Genomic DNA, 17,876 nt, shown 5'->3' with positions numbered 1-17,876 from the left:
GGCCATGCGGATGCCGCGCTCGGCCAGTGCGATGGAGAGCTCGTTCATCTCCATGTCGGCGGCGCGGGCCAGGACGAGCACACAGGGCTGCGGATTGCCGTCGCCCTCGTCGACCATGCCGAGGCGGTGCACCTGTTCCTGGAAGTCCAGGCATTTGGGCGGCGAGCGGAAGAGGTAGTCCTGACCCTGGAGCAACAGGGGTCTGGCAGCCTCGGACGGGGCACCTGGCACCCGTCCGTCAGCCGACCTGCTCAATCGTCCTTCTTGCTGCGGAAACTCTGCCCCGCCTGCGCGTACTCTGCGGCGTACTGCGCCAACGCGGGGTCCTCGATCTCGCCACGACGAAGCTGTGCGGCCAGCTCCTCGAGAGACATCGGGATCACCTCTCTCCCCACACGGGCGAATCACGCATTCAGGTGATGCACCAGCCGTAGTCTCTGGTTCACGTAACGCAATGTCAAGGCGGCCCTCGGAGCTTTACTCCGATTGGGCGCTCAAGTTCGGCCTATGGACCAGCAGAGTGCCCCGAACGAGATCACGTTCGGGGCATCTCACCACTTACAGAGAGTGAAGGTCAGCTTTGCACTGCGCGGTCGAAGTCCGACTTCGGGTCGTTGATCTGACCGAGGGCGACGACCTCGCGGCCGTAGAACAGCGCCTGCGTCCAGTCCATCAACACCCGCAGCTTGCGGTTCACGGTCGGCATGAACATCACGTGGTAGCTGCGGTGCATGAACCACGCCGGCAGGCCCTTGAAGCGCATGCCGAACACGTCCGCGACGCCCTTGTAGAGGCCGAGGCCGGCGACCGAGCCGAGGTACTTGTGGAAGTAGTCCTTCGGCTGCTGGCCGCGCAGCGACGCGACGATGTTCTTCGCGAGCAGCTTCGACTGGCGGATGGCGTGCTGCGCGTTCGGCACGCACGTCGCCGTCGGGTCCTCCTCGGTGCGCGAGAGGTCCGGCACCGCGGAGCAGTCACCGGCGGCCCACACGCCTTCGAGGCCCTGGACCTGCATGGCGGCGGTGCAGCGGACGCGACCGCGCTCGTCGAGCGGGAGGTCCGTGTTGCGCAGCACCGGGTTCGCCTTCATGCCGGCGGTCCAGATGATCGTGTCGGAGTCGAACTCGGTGCCGTCGTCGAGGACTACGTGGCCGCCCTCGAGCGACTTCACGCGGGTGTCGAGGTAGATCTTCATGCCGCGCTTCTCGAGCGCCTCGACGGTCCACGCGCCGAGCTTGGCGGACACCTCGGGCATGATCCGGCCTGCGGCCTCGACCAGGACCCAGTTCATCTCTTCGGGCTTGATGCCCTCGTAGTAGCGGAGCGCATACCGCGTCATGTCCTCGAGCTCGGCGAGCGTCTCGATGCCCGCGAAGCCGCCACCGATCACGACGAAGCTGAGCAGCTTCTTGCGCAGTTCCGCGTTGTTCGTGCTCGCGGCCTGATCCAGGCGCGACAGCACGTGGTTGCGGACGTAGATCGCCTCGCCGATCGTCTTCATGCCGATGCCGACCTCGGCCAGGCCGGGGATCGGGAGCGTGCGGGAGATGGCACCCAGCGCGGAGACGAGCACGTCGTACTCGATCTCCTCGACGTGACCGTCCGACAGCTCGGTGGTCACGATCTTGCGCGAGTGCTCGATCCTGGTGACGCGGCCGGTGACGACGTGGCAGCGCTTGAGCACCTTGCGCAAAGGGGCGACAACGTGGCGCGGCTCGATCGAGCCGGCCGCCGCCTCGGGCAGGAAGGGCTGGTAGGTCATGTGCGGCTGCGGGTCGATTACCGTCACGGACGCCTCACCGGAACGCAGTTTCTTCTGCAGTCCGAGAGCCGTGTACATCCCGACGTACCCACCACCGACAATGACGATTCGTGTGGGGTGCGACTTCACAGCAGCCATACACACATGGTTGCACCACGACCCCATTTTTCGCGCGTCCGGAGGGGCTGTTGTGACTACCGTCGCCGGGTGATGCCGGACACGATCGCGGCTGACCTGCGACTTGAGTGGAAGTTGAGCCGTTCTCCCTGAGAGTACCGATTCAGATCCTCAGCGCGACGACCCCGATGACGGCCGTCAGAGCCCCCAGCCCGAGCAGCTCCACGAGCCCGATCCCGGCACCCGACGGGATGAACGCGGCGAAGGCGGCGACGCCGAAAGAGATCACCTGGACAATGGCGAACCGGCGTGCCGGCGCTTTCAGCGCGGCGGGCTCGATTCTCGTTTTCACCGGAACGACCGCCGCGAGCGCGGACGTCACGTGAATGAGGTGCAACGCGGGGATCATCAACAGAACACCGAGCCTCAGCGGGTGCCCCTCGCCGAACGCCATCGCGACCGCCGCGTACCCGATCAGCAACGCCGCTCCGGCGCTTCCCGGCATCAGCGCCGTGACCACCGCCAGCGTCGCGACGATCACCAACGGCGCGATGGAGCCGGCCTCCAGGTGAAGGATCAGCGCCACGGGCAGCGCGGCGAGCAGGATCGCCAGTCGCATCAGCATTCGGTCGTCACCCGCACCCCGTGCTCGGCCATGCGCCGCAGCCGTTGGCGGTGTTCCGCCGCGATCATCTCCGCGGCCACCTCACCCCACGCCGCCTCCTGGTCGGGCCGCAGCGGCAACGGCAGCGTGTTGATCGCCAGCACGACGTGACCGTGCTTGCGCGTCTGCACGGCCAGCTCGGCGATCTCGTCGTCGAGGAACGGCGACAGCAGCACCACGACGGACCCGTGCGGCAGCTTGCGCAACGCCACGCGCGACGCCCACCCGGCGGCCTGCACGCACACGACGAGCTGTGTGCGGATCCGCATCAGGTGCCGTCGCCCCACCCCGGAACGGACGTTGAGCTGCGGCCGGCCCAGGTCCATCAACGCCACCCGGTCGCCCTGCCGGAGGTACCCGGCGGCCATCGACGCGGCTCGGCGCACAGCGCGGTCCAGGCTGCCGTCGGGACGCGCCGTGGCGCCGTAGTGGGGTGAGGACCAGTCGGCGACGGTCTGACCGACGTCCATGCGCGTGTCGAGCGCCAGCACGACCTCCGCGTCGGCCTCGGCGTGCCGCTCGCGGACGTGGACCGTGCCGGTGCGGGTGGTGACGCGCCAGTCGATGCGCTTGAGCCTGTCCCCCGGCTGGAACGCCCTGATGTCGCGCAGCTCCGTCGAGTCGCCCGCCCGCGGCGACCGGTGGACGCCGACCAGGCCGGCGGGACGTGGCGGCAGCGGGCCGGACGGGTGGTGCTCGACCGGCGGCAGGATGGTGCGGACGTGCTCGGTGCCGACGACCGGCCCGTAGACGTGCATGCCGTCAGGTCCGGCGAAGAGGTGGTCGAGGCGCAGGTCGACACCGGGGCCCCACGCGTCGCGCCGGATCTCGACTGGCAGGTCGGGCGAGTGCGCCGGGACGGCCTTGACGCCACCCGGCAGCTTGACCACGGCGATCTCCGCGTCCGCCCCGTCGACGTGCGCGACGGTGTGCACGACGCCGGCACCCGCGCCGCGCGGCACCGGGCGGACGCTGACCGTCGGTGTGCCCTTCGGTGTGTGGCTGAGCAGCACGGAGAGGATCAGCGGCACGCCGAACAGCACCATCTCCACCTGGTGCAGGAACATCCCGGCGACCACGAGCCCGACACCGAGCCAGACCGCGCGCGAGTAGGCGTCGGTGGGGTGCCAGTGCGCGCCGTGCGACTGGGCGAAGGCCTCCCTGATCTTGTCCGCTCTGCTCATGCGCTGGGCGGGCCCGGGACCTTGCCGAGCAGCTCGGTGACGACCTGCACGCCGTTCACGCCGGACGTCCACGTCTCGGGCTTCAGCACGAGCCGGTGCGCCAGAACGGCGACCGCGCACTCCTTGACGTCCTCGGGCGTCACGTACGCGCGTCCGTCCAAAGTGGCCAGGGCACGGGCGACGAGCACGAGCGCCTGGGCACCTCGCGGTGACGCGCCGACCTCGACCGACTGGTGCTTCCTCGTCGCCACGGCCAGGTCGACGCAGTACCGCAGGAGATCGTCGTCCACAGTGGTCCGTTCGAGCTCCGCCTGCAGCTCGGCCAGACGGCCCCTGGCCAGCACCGGCGACACCTCGGCCTCTTCACGTTGCCGCGCGATCCTGCGCCGCAGGACCTCGACCTCCTCGTCCGCGGGCGGGTAGCCGATGTCGAGCCGCACCAGGAACCGGTCGAGCTGCGCCTCCGGCAACGGGTAGGTGCCCTCGTACTCCACGGGGTTCGAGGTCGCCAGCACGTGGAACGGCCTGGGCAGCGGGAACGTCCGGCCCTCGACCGTGACCTGGCGTTCCTGCATGGCCTCCAGCAGTGCCGACTGCGTCTTGGGCGGCGTGCGGTTGATCTCGTCGGCCAGCAGCAGCCCGGTGAACACGGGCCCCTGGTGGAACTCGAACTCGCGGCTGCCGGGGTCGTAGAGGAACGACCCGGTGACGTCCGCGGGCAGCAGGTCCGGCGTGCACTGCAGGCGGCGGAACTCCAGGCTGAGCGCCTGCGCCAGCGACCGCGCGATCAGCGTCTTGCCGAGCCCGGGCACGTCCTCCAGCAGCACGTGCCCGCCCGCCAGCACCGCCGCGAGCGCGAGCCGCACGGTCCGCGTGCGCCCGACGACGACCTTGCCGATCTCGTCGAGGACGGCCTTGGCCTCCAGTTCGATCCTCACTCGACCCTCCTGAGCCTTTCCGCGAGTTCCTTCGGATCCGGCATCTCGGAGGCGTCGATCCCCAGTCGTGCGAGCCGGGCGCGGAACCGCTCCCGGTAGCGCCGCGGCTCCTCCGCCGCCTCCTGCAGCCGGCTCGCGAGCGTGCTGGCGTGCGAGGTGCTGATCGAGCCGGGCGGCGGCGGTGCCGCGCTCCAGACGATGTCCGTGGCCCGCGGCAGCCTGACGACCAGCACGGCGAACGCGGTGGGCGGCACGGCCAGCGCCGCGGCCCACAGCGGCGGCGCGCCGAGCCACCAGACGACCACGCCGATGACGACCCCGGCCACCAGTGCCAGCACCGTTCTCATGCGAGCTCCCCGACGATGCGGTCCAGTTCCTGCCGGGCCTCTTCCGCCTGCTCGTGCGTCACGTCCTCGTGCCCGAACCGCGCGCGCTGGTAGAGGTCCTTGAGCACTTTCGCGTCGACGCCGAGACTGTTCGTGAACTCGGTGGGCGTCTGGTGCGGTTCTCTCGGCTCCGTCGCCTCGAGCGCGAGCCAGGCAGCGATCACCGCGTCGCGCGGCGGCCGTTGCGGGTGCGCGGTGAACTCCTGCAACGCCTTCTCGACACGGCGCACCACGGGCACTGGTTCGACGTGGTGGCTTTCGACCTCGATGCCGCGCACACCGCCGCGGCGGCGCCAGCGGGGCAGCTCGATGGCGAGGACGATGCCGACCAGTCCGAACAGGAAGAGTCCGACGAGGAACAGCAGGAACACCGTGAACGGCACGGCCACCACGTCGGGCAGGTCCTGCGGCAGCGCGAGGTCGAGGGCGGGTTCGCGGTTCTGCGGCGGCGGCCGGTCGTCCAGCCGGTTCACCAGCGTGATCGGGGACGCGCCGCTGGCCGCGACGACGACGATCAGCAACGCCGCCACCGCCACCCCCGCGCGCCACCACCTCATGCCGGTCAGCCTTACACGGTTCCGGCAGAAGGGAATGATCCTTTGGCGAACTTGCGGGTGTCGCTACTCGAAGACCTCGTCGGACACCAGGCCGTCGAGGAACGACCGGAAGTCGGGCGCCAGCAGCAGCTCCGACTCGTGGTCGGCGTCCAGCCACACGACCGACGGCTCACCATCAGGCCCGCACTCCCGGTAGTCCAGCGCGACCCACGTGTGACCGTCCCCGGACAGCAGCACGACGGGTGACGGCAACCCCCACTCCCCGACCAGGTAGGGCGTGTCGAGCAACGTCAGCGCGCGTCCCTCGGGCCCGATGCCCATCAGGCTGTCGAACGGGACGTGGTCCGGCGCCCACGAGGTCGCCTCTGCCGTGGGGAACGCGGACCGCGAGTCCACCACCGTGCCGCCGTTCCGCACGCGCAGCAGCTCCAGCAACGCCTCCGGCAGCCGCACGCCGAGGACCTTCTCGGCGTCACGGACGGCCTCGTCGGTGAGCGGTGGCTGCACGCCGTAGGTGCCGGTGCTCCAGAACTCCACGGCGCGCATCCTAGGCACTCCGGTGAACGCGGTCCTGCTGCTCGGTCACCTCGACCGCAGGCGGTCGAACTCCCGCAAGAGGTCCTCGACCAGCACCACCATCGACATCTTGATCTCGTCCGGGTCGGTGAAGCCCGCCTCCGCGTCGGCGGCCAGCCGCGGAAGCAGTTCTTCTGGCCCTGCGGCGAGAGCGCGGAGGTCCTTGACGGCATCCGCCACCACCGCGCTCGACAGTTCGTCCGCCGCGACGACCGCCAAGCTCGACGCCAGGGACTCCGTGTCAATGACACGGAGCAACCGAAGGACGTCGAGTCCGTCCTTGGGCTTCAGGCGGTGGAGTTGCTCGCGTCGTTCAGCGATCTTGACCACCTTCGACACCACGAGAGCCGCAGGTCCCGCCACCTTGATCTCGAACGTCCTGGCGTCGCGAGGATCAAGCGCGCCGATCCTGCGGACCTCGTTGTCCACAACGGCGGGTTCCAGGCCCAACGTCCGGCGCGCGGTGGCCTTGTCCTCGTGCGGTGGTGGGAGGTGAGCAGATCTGCGGCCGCCCTGACCGCACAGCGCCTCGGGTGCCATGAGGTCGACCGTGATGTCGCCGGGACCCGTCCAGCTTCCCGGTTGCCTGCCGGGAGCGAATCCGGCGGCGTGCATGGCATCGACGATCGAAGGCTCGTTCGCCAGCCGACCGGGCACCAGCGCGAGGTCCGCGTCCGTCGTGGTCGGTGCTGTCACGAAGTCCGCGGCGCCCGCGTGCAGGTAAACCGCCTGCGCACCGACGAGGACGACGGCGTCACGGTGCGGGCCCAAGCCGTCCAGGGCGTCGAGGAGAACTGCCCGCGCCTTGACGTACTCCGGCGAAATCATCGTTCCCAACCCGATTCGTTCGTTTCGAGCGCTGCCATCAGCTGCACGGCTTCCTCCGTCGACCGCCCAGGCCCGGTGAGCAGGTCCACGACCACTTGGGCCGGCGGCGCGTACTCGACGCCGTCGAGGCGTCGCGCCTTGTCGTGAACAACGCGGTCGTACGGCCGCATGACCATCACGTTGGCTCCACGTTCGGCAGGTCTCAGACCGAGCTGCCTCATCAGCTCGAGTGGATCTTCGGCGTACAGGCTGAGCGAAACGAGAGGAGACACGGGCGTCACGCGGTCCGGGAGGTACGCGCGCACGGCCGCCGAACCGGTGACGGTGACCCGCGTACCAAGAGACGCCAAGGCGTTCAGCGCATGGCTCAACCCCCTCGGGTCGAGAGTCGCGATGACGTCGTTCGAAGTCGTCACCTTGTAGTCCTGTGCCCAGCGCTCCAACAACAACCGTTTGCGAACAGAGGTCACAACGCCGTCTTCGCTCCTCATGATCGCCGCTTCACGGTCCAGCAGCTCGAGAACTCTCGCGCTCGTCGCCGCTCCGACCCCGGCGCGTTCAGCGAGCGTGCGAACGCCCACCGGCAGCCCGGTCTCGGCCAGTGCGAGCACCACCTTGGCCGCCGCAGGTCCGCGGAGGGACTTGAGCAGCCGATCTGCGGGATCTCGAAACCCGCTGCGCTCGGCCCCGACGCGATCGAGGAAGACCGCGGGCTCATCGAGCTTCAGGCGCACGTTCCCGCTCAGGTCGAACCAGCCCATCCCGTGCTCGTCCAGGTGCGCGCGGACCGTCGGCGACACGAACGGCGCGACCAGCACCATGCCACCGACGGGAACACCGCCGCCGGAGAAAACGTCCACATGAGCCTTGAGCTGCCGGGCGACCGCCGAGACATCCCTGGGAACGACCTGGTTCCTGCATTCGACCAGAACGGACGTGCGCGTATCGTCCGGCGCGCTGATCTCGGCCAGTGCGTCGACCTGCCCGACTCGCCGGGTACCAGGAACAGGTGGCTCCAGCGCAAGCCGAACGGACCACGTGGACGGCAACAGCGAGCGGAGCTGATGCTCGAACGAGCCGATCAGCTCCACCTCGGACGTTCCATGTTTCCGGCTGTTCCGTGACACATGGAACACGCTACTACGTGGAACAGCTCCAAGGTCGTCGGTAACACCACGCGGTCGGCTGAACCGCCGCCGGCGCTCGTCCTAAGCAGGGGCGATGGCCCGGCGGAGCACGTCCTGCAGCATCTGCTGGGTCAGCTTCCCGGTGTAGGTGTTGTGCGGCGACACGTGGTAGCACCCGAAGACCCGCAGGCCGCCCGTCTCCACCTCCACCCCGTGCCCGAACTTCGGCCGTTCCGGTCCCAGCAGCGGCAGGAACGCCTTCCAGCCGAACCCGCCGAGGACCATCACGGACCGAAGGTTCTTCATCAGCCCGATCTCCTCGCGCAGGAACGGCGAGCAGCGGTCGCGTTCCTCGGCCGTCGGCTTGTTCTCCGGCGGTGCGCACCGCACGGGCGAGGCCATCCGCACGCCGCGCAGTTCCATGCCGTCGTCGCGTGCCCACGCGTGCGGCTGGGAGGCCAGTCCCAGCTCGTAGAGGGCCCGGTACAGGAAGTCCCCGGAAGGGTCACCGGTGAACATCCGGCCCGTCCGGTTTCCGCCGTGGGCGGCCGGGGCGAGGCCCACGATCAGCAGCGAGGCGTCCATGGGGCCGAAGCCCGGCACCGGCTTGCCCCAGTAGTCCTGGTCGCGGAACGCCGCGCGTTTCTCGGCAGCGACGGACTCGCGCCACACGACCAGGCGTGGGCACGCTCGGCAGGCCGTTATCCGCTCGTCGAGTTCCGTAGTGTTGCTCCCATGTCCGAGGAGAAGACCGAAGAAAAGCCCGAGTCTCCGTCCGATGACCTTGTCACCACCCAGCACAGCATCACCGTCAAGGGCCGCGAACTGAACTACACCGCGACCACCGGGCGTGTCGTGCTGAGGGAAGAAGTGGTCAAGGACGGCGTTTTCGAGGGCCACAAGCCCAAGGCAGAGGTGTTCCTGACCGCGTACACGCTCGACGGCGCCGACCCGCTCAAGAGGCCCGTCACGTTCGCGTTCAACGGTGGACCGGGTTCCGCCAGCGTGTGGCTGCACATGGGGCTCCTCGGGCCCCGCCGCGTGCTCAGCGGTGACGTCGGCAACCTGACCCCGCCGCCGTACGGGATCGCGGACAACGAGGAGAGCCTGCTCGCCGAGAGCGACCTCGTGTTCATCGACCCGGTGTCGACCGGGTTCTCGCGGGCCGTGCAGGGCGAGAAGCCGGGCAGCTTCCACGGCTACCAGCCCGACATCGACTCGATCGCCGAGCTCATCCGCCTCTGGACCTCGCGCAACGGCCGGTGGATGTCGCCGAAGTTCCTGTGCGGCGAGTCGTACGGCACGCTGCGCGCGGCCGGCCTGGCCGAGCAGCTCCAGAAGAAGCACGGCATGTACCTCAACGGGCTCATGCTGATCTCCTCGGTGCTCGACTTCGCGACGCTCGAGTTCAACGAGGGCCACGACCTGGCCTACACGCTCTTCCTGCCCACGTACGCGGCCATCGCGCACTACCACGGCCTGCACGGCGACCGTCCGCTCAAGGAGGTGCTCGCCGAGGCCGAGGACTTCGCGGTCCGCGACTACCCGTACGCCCTCGCGCGCGGCAACCGGCTGTCCGACGTGGAGCGTGCCGCCACGATCGAGAAGCTGGCGCGGCTCACCGGCCTGACCGAGGAGTACGTGGACGCGGTCGACCTGCGCATCGAGCACATCCGGTACTTCACCGAACTGCTGCGCCGCGACCGCAGGACCGTCGGCCGCATCGACGCCCGCTTCACCGGCTGGGACACGGACTACGGCCGAGAGGGCATCTCCGCGGACCCGTCCATCGACGCGATCGTCGGCCCGTACGCGGCCACGCTCAACCACTACGTGCACTCCGAACTCGGCTACTCCAACGACCTGCCGTACGAGGTCCTCTCACGGGTCATCGAACAGTGGTCGTACAAGGAGTTCGAGGGCAGGCACGTGACGACCGCGGGCAAGCTGTCGGCGGCGATGAGGGCGAACCCGCACCTCAAGGTGCACGTCGCGTTCGGCTGGTACGACGGCGCCACGCCGTACTTCGCCGCCGAGCACCTCCTCGCGCACCTGCAGATCCCGAAGGAGCTCACGGCGAACATCGAGTCGGCCTACTACCCGGCCGGCCACATGATGTACGTCCACGAGCCGTCGCGGATCCAGCAGTCGGAGGACCTCGCGAACTTCGTGCGGAACTCGTCCAACACGTGATCCTGGACCTGACCGACGACACCGTCCTGCGCGAGCTGTGGACGGTGCAGCGGCTGGCTTACGCCGTCGAGGCCGAGATCATCGGCTTCGACGGCATCCCGCCGCTGCACGAGTCGCTCGACGACCTCCGCTCGTGCGGCGAGACCTTCCTCGGCATCCACGACGACGAAGGCCTGGTGGGCGCGGTGTCCTACCAGCTCGACGGGTCCACTGTGGACATCTGCCGCCTGGTCGTGCACCCGCGGGCGTTTCGTCGTGGGATCGCTTCGAGACTGCTCGACGCACTGCCCGACGGGCCGCAGACCGTCAGCACGGGCACGAAGAACGAGCCGGCGTTGCGGCTGTACCGCAAGCGCGGGTTCGTGGAGACCGGTGAGCGCGAGGTGGGTCCCGGCGTGTCGATCACGGATCTCGCCAGGGAGAACCGCTGATCCTCCTGCTCGACGGGATGATCAGGCCGACAACGCCGCCGTGGCCAACCACGGGTCAGAGCAAGCCGTGGCGCCTCCAGGACTGCTCGACCGTGCCGGACGACACGAACCTCGTGTTCGTGGGCGTGCATCGCTCTCAGGGCGAGCTGGAGCGGCATGAACGGGCGCGGGCGGGCGCGAACCCGGAGCGGCCCCCGCACGCCGGGCCTTCGACGAGCTGAGGGGCCGCACCCGCGGGTACGGCCCCCCAACCAGCTGACACAACGGTCAGACGACCGCGCGCTCCTCGGCGAAGTGGCACGCGGCGGGGTGGCCACCGTTGCGCACCACGAGCTCGGGAACCTCGGTCGCGCAGATGTCCTGCGCCTTCCAGCACCGCGTGCGGAACCGGCAGCCCGACGGCGGGTCGATCGGCGAGGGCACGTCACCCGTCAGGCGGATGACGTCGCGCCGGCCGCGCTGGGTCGGGTCCGGCACCGACACGGCGGACAGCAGCGCCTGCGTGTACGGGTGCATCGGGCGCTCGTAGATCTCGTCCTCGGTGCCGATCTCCACGATCTTGCCGAGGTACATCACCGCGACGCGGTCCGACAGGTGGCGGACCACCGACAGGTCGTGCGCGATGAACACGTACGACAGGCCCATCTCGGACTGCAGGTCGCCCAGCAGGTTCATGACCTGCGCCTGGATCGACACGTCCAGAGCGGACACCGGCTCGTCGCACACGATCACCTTGGGCTTGAGCGCGAGCGCGCGGGCGATGCCAATGCGCTGGCGCTGACCGCCGGAGAACTGGTGCGGGTACCGGTTGATGTGCTCCGGGTTGAGGCCGACGGTCTCCAGCAGCTCCTGCACCTTGCGGCGCCGGTCGCCCTTGGGCGCGACGTCGCTGTGGATCTCGTAGGGCTCGCCGACGATGTCGCCGACCGTCATGCGGGGGTTCAGCGACGTGTACGGGTCCTGCAGCACGATCTGGATGTCGCGGCGCAGCTTGCGCAGCTCCGCGCCCTTCATCGCGAACATGTCGCGGCCCTCGAAGCGCGCGAGGCCCGACGTCGGCGGTTCCAGGCGCATCAGCACCTGGGCCAGCGTGGACTTGCCGCAACCGGACTCGCCCACGACGCCGAGGGTCTCGCCCTTGTTCAGCGAGAACGAGACGCCGTCGACGGCCTTGACGTGGCCCACGGTGCGCTTGAACAGCACGCCGACGCGGACCGGGAAGTGCTTGACGAGGTTCTCGACCTCCAGGATGGGCTCAGCCACGAGCGACAACCTCCTCCGCGATGTGGCACCGGCTGGTGCGGCCCATGCCGAGGTCGTGCACGGCGGGGACCTCGGTGGGGCAACGGTCGAACGCCCGCGGGCAACGCGGGTGGAACGGGCACCCCGACGGGATGTTGGTGAGCGACGGCGGGAGGCCCTTGATCGTCTTGAGCTCCTGGCCGCGCAGGTCCACGCGGGGCAGGGACTCGAGCAGCGACTCCGTGTACGGGTGTCCCGGCGCGCGGAACAGCTCGTAGACGTCGGCGTGCTCGACGATGCGGCCCGCGTACATGACCGAGATCCGGTCCGCGACGTCGGCGACCACGCCGAGGTCGTGGGTGATCAGGATCATGCCCATGTCGCGTTCCTTCTGGATCTCCGCCAGCAGGTCCATGATCTGGGCCTGCACGGTGACGTCCAGAGCGGTCGTGGGCTCGTCCGCGATCAGCAGCTCCGGGTCGAGGGCCAGCGACATCGCGATCATCGCGCGCTGCCGCATGCCGCCGGAGAACTGGTGCGGGTAGTCCGAGACCCGCCCCTTGGCGTTCGGGATCTTGACCTGGTCGAGCAGCTCGACTGCGCGCTTGCGGGCATCCGCCTTGGACATGCCGCGGCGGACCTTGAGCTGCTCCTCGATCTGGAACCCGACCGTGAACACGGGGTTCAGGGCGGACAGCGCGTCCTGGAAGATCATGGCGATTCCCTCGCCACGAACCGCGCGACGCTCGTCCGCCGACTGCTTGAGCAGGTCCTCACCGCGGAACTTGATGGTGCCCCTGGTGATGAACGCCGGCGGCATGTCCAGGATGCCCATGATCGTCTGCGCCGTCACGGACTTGCCGGAGCCGGACTCGCCCAGCACGGCGAGGGTCTCCCCGGCGGAGACGTGGTAGGACACGCCGTTGAGCACCTTCGCGACGCCGTCGCGGGTGCGGAATTCCACGTGGAGATCCTCGACCTCCAGCAGTGGCTGAGTCACAGGATTCCCCTATCGGGACTTGGGGTCGAGGGCGTCGCGCACGGCGTCGCCGAGCATGACGAAGGCCAGCACGGTGATCGTGACGAAGCCCGCGGGGAACAGGAGCATGTGCGGCGCCGACTGGAAGTAGTCGCGCGACTCGGAGATCATCACGCCCCACGACACGACCGGCGGGCGCAGGCCGATGCCGAGGAACGCGAGCGTCGCCTCGGCGCCGATGAAGGCACCCAGGGCGATCGTCGCGTACACCAGCACGGGCGCCACGGTGTTCGGCAGCAGGTGCCGGAACACGATCCGCAGCGGCGACGCACCGAGGCCACGCGCGGCACGCACGTAGTCCTGCTGCTTCGCCACGAGGGTCGCCGACCGCATGATGCGCATGGCCACCGGCCACGACAGCACGGCGATCGAGAGCACCACCTGAGTGATGATCCGGACCACGCCGGGGTTCTCCGTCGGCGCGTTGAGCGTCGTCAGGATGACGATCGCGCCGAGCACGAACGGGATGCCGGCGAAGATGTCGGCGAACCGCGAGAGCAGCGAGTCGAGCCACGTCTTCGCGTAGCCGGCGATGATGCCGACCATCGACCCGATCAGCACCGTCAGCAGCGTCGAGAACAACCCGACGAGCAGCGACGCACGCGCGCCGTGCATGGCACGGGCGTAGACGTCGTAGCCCTGCAGGTCGTAGCCGAACCAGGCGTCACCGGACGGCGCCTGCAGCGACTTGTCGAGGTCCGCGTGACGCGGGTCGACCGATGTGAACAGCGTCGGCCAGATCGCCATCAGCACGATGACCGCGATGATCACCAGCGAGATGATGAACGTGGGCTTGCGGCGCAGCTCGCCCCACGCGTCGCTCCAGAGCGAGCGGGGCCTGCGCTGCTTCTGCGTCGAGTCGTCGAGGTGGCTGGCCTGGTCGACACCGGCCGCCGCGGACGCCTCGAGTCCGGCTCCACCGGACACGGATCCTGGGTCACTCATAGCGAATCCTCGGGTCGAGAACGGCGTACAGGAGGTCCACGAGCAGGCTGGCCAGCAGGTACACGAGGACCAGCAGGGTCACGATGCCCGTGACCATGATGCCTTCCTTCTCCTGGATGCCGCGGAAGATCAGGCCGCCGATGCCGTTGATGTTGAAGACGCCCTCGGTGACGATCGCGCCGCCGAGGAGGCTGCCGAGGTCGGTGCCGAGGAACGTGATCACCGGGATCAGCGAGTTGCGCAGCAGGTGGATGCCGACGACGCGGGACTGCGGCTGGCCCTTCGCGATGGCCGTGCGCACGTAGTCGGCGCGCCGGTTCTCGACGATGCTGCTGCGGGTCAGCCTGGCGACGTAGGCCATCGAGAGGCTGCCGAGCACGAAGCCGGGCAGGACCAGCTCGCCGAACGACGGGTCGGAGCTGACCGAGGTGTCCATCAGGTCGAAGCCCTGCGGGCCGAGGTAGAGCCGCAGCACGAAACCGGTGACGAAGACCGGCAGCGAGATCAGGAAGAGGGTCGAGACCAGGACCAGGTTGTCCAGGAAGCCCGACTTGCGCAGACCGGTGAGGACGCCGGCGATGATGCCGATGAGCGCCTCGATGATCAGCGCGATGATGCCCATCTTGAGCGTGATCGGCCACGAGGTGGCGATCTGCTCACCGACGGAGACGCCGTTGAAGGTGGTGCCGAAGTCACCGACGACCAGGTTGCCCAGGTACTTGAAGTACTGGACCAGCAACGGGTCGTTCAGGTTCAGCTTCGCGCTCATCTCGGCGATGTAGGCGGGATCGCACGGCCGCTGGCCGCACTTGCCGGCGAAGGGGTCCTGCGGGATCGCCCAGACCAGGGCGTAGATCAGAAAAGTGGTCCCCAGGAAGACCGGTATCAGCTGCAGCAGACGGCGCAGCACATAGCGACCCATGAGGTCGGCTCCTTGCGTGGTGGGGGCGCCCCGAGTCTGAACACCGCTCCGGCCCCGCACCCGTAACGTTCGACGGACGCGGGGCCGGACGGTTCACTCAGGACTCAGGTGTTCGGAATCAGGCCTTGACGCGGAACGACTCCAGAACGCCCTGACGCTTGAACGACATCTTGGCGTCGAGCAGGTTCTTCGAACGGCCGCCGATGCCCTTCTCGTTCCAGGTCGGCATGGAGGGCAGGTCCTTGGCGATGATGTCCTCCGCCTGCTGGTAGAGCTTGATCGCCTCGTCCTCGTTCGCGGTCTCGTCCGCCTTCTTCAGCAGCGCGTCGACCTCGGGCTTCGAGTAGTTCGAGTCGTTCGAGGAACCACCGGTGCGGTACAGCGGGTTGAGGAAGTTCTCGATCGACGGGTAGTCGGCCGACCAGTCGGAACGGCTCATGCCGGTCAGCTGCTTGCCGTCGACGATCTGCCGGAACGCACCGAAGTTGGTGGCGCCGACGAACTCGCACTCGATGCCCAGGGCCTGCTTGATGCTGTTGCACGCGGCCTCGAGCGGCTCCTTGCGGCCACCGTCCTGGTTGGACTGGATGGTGAGCTTGCCGGTGAAGCCGGACTCCTTCAGCAGCTGCTTGGCCTTCTCCGGGTTGTACTTGCAGTACTCGCCACAGGTGTCGGCGCGGTAGCCCTTGATGCCGGGCGAGACGAAGCTGGTGGACGGCACGTACGAGCCGGCCAGCACGGTCTTCGTGATCTGCTCCCGGTTGATGGCCATCGAGACGGCCTGGCGCAGCTTGATGTTCTGGAACTGCGGGAGGTACTGCGGGAACGCGATCGCGCTCTGACCCAGCAGGTCCGCGGTCACGACCTGCTCACCGAGGTCCGCCTTGTACTTCTCGCCGACCTTGGCCGACGGGGGCAGGGCCTCCATGAAGTCCAGCTTGCCCGCGACCAGGTCCTGGTACGCGGTCTCCTGGGAGGAGTAGATCTTGTAGTCCAAGGTCTTGAAGTGGACCTTGTCCTCGCCCTTGTAGTCGTCGAAGCGCTCCATCTTGATCAGCGCGTTCGGCGTCCGGGAGACGAACTTGACCGGGCCGTTGCCGATCGGCTTGGCCTCGGCGGCCTTGGGGTCCGCGAAGAACGAGTCGGCCATCGGCGAGAACGGCGTGTAGCCGATCATCGTGGTGAAGACCGAGGTCGGACCGTTCAGCGTGACCTTGAACTCGTAGTCGCCGACGAGCTCGAGACCGGACATCTTGTCCTTGGCCGGCTTGGCGTTCTCGTCCTCGGGGTGGACGTCGGAGAAGCCCTGGATCACGGAGAAGAACGACGCGGCCTGCTGGGCGTTCGGCGCGTACGCGGCCCAGTTCCAGGCGTCGACGAAGTTCTTCGCCTTCACCTCGGTGCCGTCGTGGAACTTCCAGCCCTGCTTGATCTTGATGTTGTAGACCTTGGCGTCGGTCGAGTTGATCGACTCGGCCATCAGGTTGTAGGGCGCGCCGTCTTCCGCCTTGTACCCGACCAGACGCGAGAACAGGGAGTCGGTGACCTTGCCACCGCCCGCCTCGGTCGTGTTCGCCGGGAACAGCGTGCTCTTGGGCTCGGTGCCGTAGATGGACACCGTGCCGTCCGGGTTGTCCTTGCCATCGGCGGCGTTGTTGCCACCGCCACCGCCACCGCCGCATGCGCTGAGCGTCATGGCGAGCGCAGCTGGCAAAGCCACCCACGCAACCCGTGATCGCGACATCAGTCTCTCCCGCCTTTCCCCGGCGCCGCCGCAGATATTGCGGGCGCGCGCCTCCCCGGGAGGTCTCGTCCACCTCCCAAAACGTGAGAGGACGTTAACCGGGGCGTCCAGTGGTACGCGCACCGAAAGCGGTCACAAAGTCGTCACGATCACCTCAAGAGCACCTTAATTCGGCGCTAGACCAGCGAAAACGCGATGCCGTCGAGGATGTCGTGCTCACTGCACACGAGCGTGCGAATACCCGCGCGATTCTCCAGCTCGTCGGCAATCGCGCGCAGTACCACCGCTCCACCGCAGATCACGTCCACCCGACCGGGGTGCATGGGCCCCAGCGAGGCACGCTCATCATGCGTCATGGAGAGGATACGGTCGGTGATTTCGCGAACATTGTCAAGTGTGATGCGGCTGAGGTGAATGTCGTCGCTGTTGTACACCTCCAGCCCCTGGACCAGGGCTGACAATGTCGTAACGGTCCCGGCGACCCCGATCCACGTCTTCATCTTCTCGACGGGCACCGTGGTGAAAGCTTCTTTGATCGCCTCGCGCGCAAACGCTTCCGCGTTCTCGATCTCGTCCTTCGCGGGCGGATCGGACTTGATGAACCGCTCGGTCAGCCGCACGCAGCCGATGTCCATCGACCGCGCGGCCTCGACCTCAGTGCCACTCCCGAGGACGAACTCGGTCGAACCACCACCCAGATCGGTGACGAGGAAGGGTCCCTCCTCCGGGTCGAGGTCGGCCACCGCGCCGAGGTAGGACAGGTGCGCCTCCTCGTCCCCGGTGATCACCTCGGCGGGAGCGCCGAGGATCGCCTCGGTCATCCCGAAGAACTCGTCGCGGTTGCTCGCGTCCCGCGTGGCACTGGTGGCGACCATGCGCGCGCGCTCGACGCCCTTGCGTTGCATCGTGCGCGCGTAGTCCAGGAGAGCCTGGCGCGTCCGTTCGATCGCATCGGGGTGCAACCGCCCGGTCGCGTCCACGCCCTGCCCGAGCCGGACGATCTTCATCTCGCGGTGCACGTCCCGCAGCCAGGCCGTGCCGTCCTCGCGCCGGGTGACGTCGGCGACCAGCAGCCGGATCGAGTTGGTCCCGCAGTCGATGGCCGCAACGCGCGACATGGCACTCCTCAGTGGTTCCGATGTTCTCCGGCAAGCATCGCGTACACGAAGAGATCGCCCCACTCGCCCTTGAAGATCTCGTTGTGCCGGAAGTGCGCCTCCC

20 protein-coding genes and 1 pseudogene are annotated in these 17,876 nt (G+C 68.2%); 3 read left to right on the top strand and 18 right to left on the bottom strand.

Annotation, left to right across the window (positions count from 1 at the left end):
* The 12 genes and pseudogenes from VM306_RS31400 to VM306_RS31345 form a co-directional block, all read right to left on the bottom strand.
* Nucleotides 1-255: pseudogene (locus VM306_RS31400) on the bottom strand (hypothetical protein); the annotation flags it as partial.
* Nucleotides 252-374 (bottom strand): hypothetical protein, encoded by a 123-nt coding sequence (locus VM306_RS31395; RefSeq protein ID WP_269083663.1) that lies wholly within the window; start codon nucleotides 372-374, stop codon nucleotides 252-254. The gene VM306_RS31395 and the pseudogene VM306_RS31400, both read right to left, overlap by 4 nt.
* Before the next feature lie 200 nt (nucleotides 375-574).
* Nucleotides 575-1,900 (bottom strand): NAD(P)/FAD-dependent oxidoreductase, encoded by a 1,326-nt coding sequence (locus VM306_RS31390; protein ID WP_325521379.1) that lies wholly within the window; start codon nucleotides 1,898-1,900, stop codon nucleotides 575-577.
* Between the two features lie 142 nt (nucleotides 1,901-2,042).
* The gene (locus tag VM306_RS31385) at nucleotides 2,043-2,504 is read right to left on the bottom strand and encodes a hypothetical protein (protein WP_325521378.1); all 462 of its coding nucleotides are present in this window, start codon (nucleotides 2,502-2,504) and stop codon (nucleotides 2,043-2,045) included.
* Nucleotides 2,498-3,727 carry a DUF58 domain-containing protein gene (locus VM306_RS31380; protein ID WP_325521377.1) on the bottom strand — a complete coding sequence of 410 codons (1,230 nt, stop codon included), beginning with the start codon at nucleotides 3,725-3,727 and terminating at the stop codon, nucleotides 2,498-2,500. Before VM306_RS31380 ends, VM306_RS31385 begins: the two co-directional genes overlap by 7 nt.
* Nucleotides 3,724-4,665, bottom strand: a complete 942-nt coding sequence (locus VM306_RS31375) for a MoxR family ATPase (RefSeq protein ID WP_325521376.1) — start codon at nucleotides 4,663-4,665, stop codon at nucleotides 3,724-3,726. The genes VM306_RS31380 and VM306_RS31375 overlap by 4 nt, the downstream gene beginning before the upstream one ends.
* A complete protein-coding gene (locus VM306_RS31370) occupies nucleotides 4,662-5,012 on the bottom strand; it encodes a hypothetical protein (RefSeq protein ID WP_325521375.1) in 351 nt (116 codons plus the stop codon). Before VM306_RS31370 ends, VM306_RS31375 begins: the two co-directional genes overlap by 4 nt.
* Entirely contained in the window at nucleotides 5,009-5,608 is a 600-nt protein-coding gene (locus VM306_RS31365) for a DUF4129 domain-containing protein (protein ID WP_325521374.1), read from the bottom strand. Before VM306_RS31365 ends, VM306_RS31370 begins: the two co-directional genes overlap by 4 nt.
* 63 nt (nucleotides 5,609-5,671) lie before the next feature.
* On the bottom strand, nucleotides 5,672-6,145 hold the full coding sequence (locus VM306_RS31360) for an SMI1/KNR4 family protein (RefSeq protein WP_325521373.1): 474 nt from the start codon (nucleotides 6,143-6,145) through the stop codon (nucleotides 5,672-5,674).
* A gap of 45 nt (nucleotides 6,146-6,190) precedes the next feature.
* Nucleotides 6,191-7,012 (bottom strand): GSU2403 family nucleotidyltransferase fold protein, encoded by an 822-nt coding sequence (locus VM306_RS31355; RefSeq protein ID WP_325521372.1) that lies wholly within the window; start codon nucleotides 7,010-7,012, stop codon nucleotides 6,191-6,193.
* Nucleotides 7,009-7,833, bottom strand: a complete 825-nt coding sequence (locus VM306_RS31350; RefSeq protein ID WP_325521371.1) for a type IV toxin-antitoxin system AbiEi family antitoxin — start codon at nucleotides 7,831-7,833, stop codon at nucleotides 7,009-7,011. Before VM306_RS31350 ends, VM306_RS31355 begins: the two co-directional genes overlap by 4 nt.
* A 387-nt stretch (nucleotides 7,834-8,220) precedes the next feature.
* Nucleotides 8,221-8,817, bottom strand: coding sequence for a uracil-DNA glycosylase (locus VM306_RS31345; RefSeq protein WP_325521380.1), 597 nt, complete (start codon nucleotides 8,815-8,817; stop codon nucleotides 8,221-8,223).
* 57 nt (nucleotides 8,818-8,874) lie between these two features.
* On the opposite strand from VM306_RS31345, the gene VM306_RS31340 reads away from it, so the two are divergent.
* The 3 genes from VM306_RS31340 to VM306_RS31330 are packed head-to-tail and all read left to right on the top strand — an operon-like array spanning nucleotide 8,875 to nucleotide 10,984.
* Nucleotides 8,875-10,332, top strand: coding sequence for a S10 family peptidase (locus VM306_RS31340; protein WP_325521370.1), 1,458 nt, complete (start codon nucleotides 8,875-8,877; stop codon nucleotides 10,330-10,332).
* Entirely contained in the window at nucleotides 10,329-10,763 is a 435-nt protein-coding gene (locus VM306_RS31335) for a GNAT family N-acetyltransferase (protein ID WP_325521369.1), read from the top strand. Before VM306_RS31340 ends, VM306_RS31335 begins: the two co-directional genes overlap by 4 nt.
* Before the next feature lie 17 nt (nucleotides 10,764-10,780).
* Complete coding sequence (locus VM306_RS31330; protein WP_325521368.1) at nucleotides 10,781-10,984, top strand: hypothetical protein; 204 nt, start codon at nucleotides 10,781-10,783, stop codon at nucleotides 10,982-10,984.
* Between the two features lie 46 nt (nucleotides 10,985-11,030).
* On the opposite strand, the gene VM306_RS31325 is transcribed toward VM306_RS31330, so the two are convergent.
* The 6 genes from VM306_RS31325 to VM306_RS31300 form a co-directional block, all read right to left on the bottom strand.
* A complete protein-coding gene (locus VM306_RS31325) occupies nucleotides 11,031-12,026 on the bottom strand; it encodes a dipeptide ABC transporter ATP-binding protein (RefSeq protein WP_325521367.1) in 996 nt (331 codons plus the stop codon).
* Nucleotides 12,019-12,969, bottom strand: a complete 951-nt coding sequence (locus tag VM306_RS31320; RefSeq protein ID WP_325521366.1) for an ABC transporter ATP-binding protein — start codon at nucleotides 12,967-12,969, stop codon at nucleotides 12,019-12,021. Before VM306_RS31320 ends, VM306_RS31325 begins: the two co-directional genes overlap by 8 nt.
* 45 nt (nucleotides 12,970-13,014) lie before the next feature.
* Nucleotides 13,015-13,989, bottom strand: coding sequence for an ABC transporter permease (locus VM306_RS31315; protein ID WP_325521365.1), 975 nt, complete (start codon nucleotides 13,987-13,989; stop codon nucleotides 13,015-13,017).
* Nucleotides 13,982-14,911 carry an ABC transporter permease gene (locus tag VM306_RS31310; RefSeq protein WP_325521364.1) on the bottom strand — a complete coding sequence of 310 codons (930 nt, stop codon included), beginning with the start codon at nucleotides 14,909-14,911 and terminating at the stop codon, nucleotides 13,982-13,984. Before VM306_RS31310 ends, VM306_RS31315 begins: the two co-directional genes overlap by 8 nt.
* A 118-nt stretch (nucleotides 14,912-15,029) precedes the next feature.
* Complete coding sequence (locus tag VM306_RS31305; protein WP_325521363.1) at nucleotides 15,030-16,607, bottom strand: ABC transporter substrate-binding protein; 1,578 nt, start codon at nucleotides 16,605-16,607, stop codon at nucleotides 15,030-15,032.
* 224 nt (nucleotides 16,608-16,831) lie between these two features.
* A complete protein-coding gene (locus VM306_RS31300) occupies nucleotides 16,832-17,773 on the bottom strand; it encodes a Ppx/GppA phosphatase family protein (protein WP_325521362.1) in 942 nt (313 codons plus the stop codon).
* Nucleotides 17,774-17,876 lie beyond the last annotated feature (103 nt).

Source organism: Lentzea sp. (genome assembly GCF_035525475.1).
Taxonomy (GTDB): domain Bacteria; phylum Actinomycetota; class Actinomycetes; order Mycobacteriales; family Pseudonocardiaceae; genus Lentzea.
This window is presented reverse-complemented; position numbering and strand designations above follow the sequence as displayed.